This is a genomic window from Pseudomonas sp. MF08875, assembly GCF_059862525.1.
In genome coordinates this window covers 1-3465 of sequence record NZ_JCBCUW010000098.1, presented here as the reverse complement: position 1 = coordinate 3465, position 3465 = coordinate 1, and the positions used below count along the sequence as shown (strand labels likewise).

Annotated in this window: 2 protein-coding genes; both read right to left on the bottom strand. The window is 55.0% G+C overall.

What is annotated here, in order from left to right; all coding sequences use genetic code 11:
- Nucleotides 1-308 precede the first annotated feature (308 nt).
- Nucleotides 309-2822 (bottom strand): phospholipase D-like domain-containing protein, encoded by a 2514-nt coding sequence (locus tag AC19YT_RS27950; protein ID WP_500611361.1) that lies wholly within the window; start codon nucleotides 2820-2822, stop codon nucleotides 309-311.
- A 1-nt stretch (nucleotide 2823) separates the two neighbouring features.
- A partial coding sequence (locus AC19YT_RS27945) for a DUF2345 domain-containing protein (RefSeq protein ID WP_500611360.1) occupies nucleotides 2824-3465 on the bottom strand: 642 nt, incomplete at its 5' end.

Below are 3465 nucleotides of genomic sequence, written 5' to 3'. Positions count from 1 at the left end.
TGAGTCAGCTGCCGGTAATGCGTAGTCATCTGCGCTTGAATCCTTCGGTGTGAGAGCCTGGATTCTACCGGTGGCTGGCTCTCTGCCTCTCGTTTCAAGCGTTGCGCTTATTCTATGAATTCAGGAATTATATGTTTTTTTGTCGTCATAATAGTGCAGCAAAGCAACCTCAACCTCCCCTGGTACGCTGATCTGAAAATGCCCTACACACTCGTTTTTCCATTGCTTGGACACTACAGCCTTTTGCGCTTGGGCGGTTGATATGCATGTATTCAGCAATGCGATCAATAATAGTGTTGTATTCAATCTCATCCGTGGTACTCCGTTTTTTTTATAAGCGTAGAGGCCAGCTCTGTCTTTTTCAGTGAAACGCCGAAAGTCTCCTTCGCCTCGGGTTCGTTTTTCCCGACTTGGGTCATCAAAGCATTATGGAAACGCATATTGTTATCTTCACCCTCTGTCCAGTGCACAGGATAAGCCGTAATGAAAGCGCGTATATCACTTAGGCGAGAGGCATGCGCGAGGTCATGTTGTGGTGTTTTCCAGAACTCGGCTTCAAAAGGCATTGGATCGTTTTTGATTTGTGACAAGTAATCCGTATTAGTATCCTTGCGTCTTGATGCCGTATTAAGTGTCGGCCAAATGGATGCGGTGCGAAGACTAGGGGTGACAGGTTTTTTGCTTAAGGCCCGCGACTTCTTTAAGTTTATATTTGGCTCATAGCTTCGAGGAATATATTTAAATACGGCTTCATAGTGCTCAGCATTGCGCTTGGCTACATCCTGAATCGCCTTCCAACAGTCCGGATGCCCTGGTCTATCGATCATGCCCCGCAACGCTTCAGCCGGGCGTACACCACTGCTTAATCCAAATAGCTTGCTCCATACACCTTTGCGAAGTTCATGGGCCAACTTGCGGGTCGGTTGCGGGCGCCCATTACCTAAAAAGTCTTTATGCTCCACGTCCGTGTCCATGACTAACACGGCCAGTTCCGAATCACGCTCGCCCACTAGGCTGCGGTCGTTGATATTGGCACTGCCGACCAACGCATAACGGTCATCGACGATCATCATTTTGCTGTGCACATAAATCTGTTCGGTGACATAGCGATCACCTAACTGTGCCCAATTGCGCAGGTTAAGCAGGGTTACAAACTCGAAGCACGCCTCGTCGCTGGGATTGGTGACATTACGAAATGACTGTGCCAATTCCACCACCCCTACTAGCCCCCTGTCCCACGCAGCCGCTTGCTGCTCCAGGGTGATTTGCCCACTGGCGCGCAAATCCCGCACTTTGATGTACCAACGAATCCCGTTGAGCAGGCTTTGCGTGCCGAACGCGATGCTTTGCTGGGTCCAATGCACCTGAGTGACGATGGCCGGGTTATCCAGCCCACCGCCCTCAGGGTGCACGGGGAGCACGATGTACACGTGGAACGGATTACCCGTGAATACTGCACAGCCAATGCGTTGGATCAGGCGCGTGCATATCTTGTTTTGTGGTAAGGCCGCCGCATCGCCCGGCATCCACCGGGTTGCCGCCGGCCCATTACCGGCGGCGTTGGCGATGCTGATCGCAGGTTCCGTTTGGGTAGTTTCCCCCTGTTTTCCAAAGGCACTGACAAAAAACTGCTGCTCGATATAGATGTAATGCTTGGCCTTTTCGATCAGCAACTCCATGGCGCGAAGAATGTCGTCCTGCGGTTTCAATACCTGTTCATTGGTTTCGTTTTTCAACATCGCTTTTGGCGCACTGCGTAACACTTGTACGCAGCAGGTTCCAACGTGTGGGAAATGCGCAGGAGCAGGTGGTACAGGCAAAACGGGCAGCGGCCCCCCCGTGAGAGTTGCCGCTTCGGGCCCCTGGGTTCGGCGATGCCTGGTTTGGTTTTCTTCCGTGCGTTTGCTGTTCCAGCGCAAGACGAAGTTTCGCGCCAAGTCGGACACCGCCGGGCCTTCGATGCGCAGATGAATATCCTGCCAAGGCATACGCGGCTGGCACTTGGGGTCCAGGGAGGCCACGCTTGCGGTCAATTTGCTTCCAAGCTTTTCCGCGACGGGCGTGTCTTCTGCGTAGGGCGTTTGGTAAGCCCCGGCCTTGATCTTCGCCTGCACCCCATCGCCGGGGCTGGAGTTTGTGGTCGGCTTCCAGTAGTCAGGTAACTCATCCGGATTGACCAAGATGTCGGCCGCCAATTCACCCAATTGCGGAACGCAGCCGTTGTAGCGGTTCATACCCTGGCGGCCATCGCTGTCGGCGCGCAGGTCAAAACAGTCATCGTCGTAACGGCCATAGGCCAGGTCCAGGCCGCCTACGAAGGCCACGCGCTGGTCGATCACCACCTGTTTCTGATGGTGGCTGTAGAACGCGCGAGCCTTGTCTGCCATTGATTTGGCCAGGGTGACAAACACCCGCATCGCTTTGACTTCGCGGTTGATGTGCTGCAACACGTTGCGGGTTTGCTCGTCGTAGGTTTGTACCGGTGCGCTGTCGTCCCAGGGCATGACATAAATCATCACGCCGCGCTGAGCTGCGGCCAGAAGGCAGTCATACAGGCGTACATCGGGGGCCAACTGGGCGTCCCAGTTCACCTGCCACCCAGCAATACAGATGCTTTGCTTGGCATTGGCAAATTCGTCGATCAGCTCGGCAAAGTAGTCTTTACCGGTGAAGTAGGGTTTGACGGCATTGCCTCTGGTGGCCTCTGAAAACGCTGATCGCACCCAGACCTCATCTGTGGCGAAAGCTTTAAGGGCATTGCCTTCACTGTCGACTATTTGGCAAACGGTGCGAGGGACTAATCCACTGTCGGGGATGGTCATTTCATTGCTCCTTGAGTTTGTTCAGTAGGGCTTCGCCGCTGTTGACCTGCATTTCTCGGCGGGCGGCCTGGATGTGGTTAACGTCCGTTCCATTCCCCCCGGTACGGACGCTGTCGCTCATATAGCCATTGGCATCCAGGCCTTTAAGCAGCTTTTGATGCTCGGACCATTTGCCCTTGTCTGCCTCCATGACCACTTCTCGCGCCTGATCGCCAAAGACCAGCCAGTAGTCATTGGGGGCCTGGTCGTAAGCCAGTTTTAGCGCCTGCTCCTGTTCGGCAGATAGGTTGAGCTTTCCGTCGGCGTCGCTATTGCCTTCTAGCAGTGACTCTTGACTCAAAAGCGCAGTCGATTGACTGCTTGCCCTGACAATCCGCCACGCAAATGCGCCAAGGGCCGTGGCATAAGGCCCCGGCACATCCATCAGCCGCAAATCAAATGTGGCCGCGACCTCGGGCAGTGGGTTGCGCGGGAATGGGGGCAGGGGGAAGTACTGCTGTATCGGGCCGTTGAATCGGCGTTTGCCGGCATACACCTTGATGCTGCCCGGGCAGGCGAAGGTGATGTTGCCGCCTTCCAGGGTCAGGCTGGCGCCGCCCTCCACGGCCAGGTGCAGGGTGGTGCCGGCGGCCATTTGTGCCTC

Bases quoted from the DNA above. Each gene is read 5' to 3' on its own strand.
- AC19YT_RS27950 (WP_500611361.1), bottom strand. From the start codon at position 2,822: ATGACCATCCCCGACAGTGGATTAGTCCCTCGCACCGTTTGCCAAATA.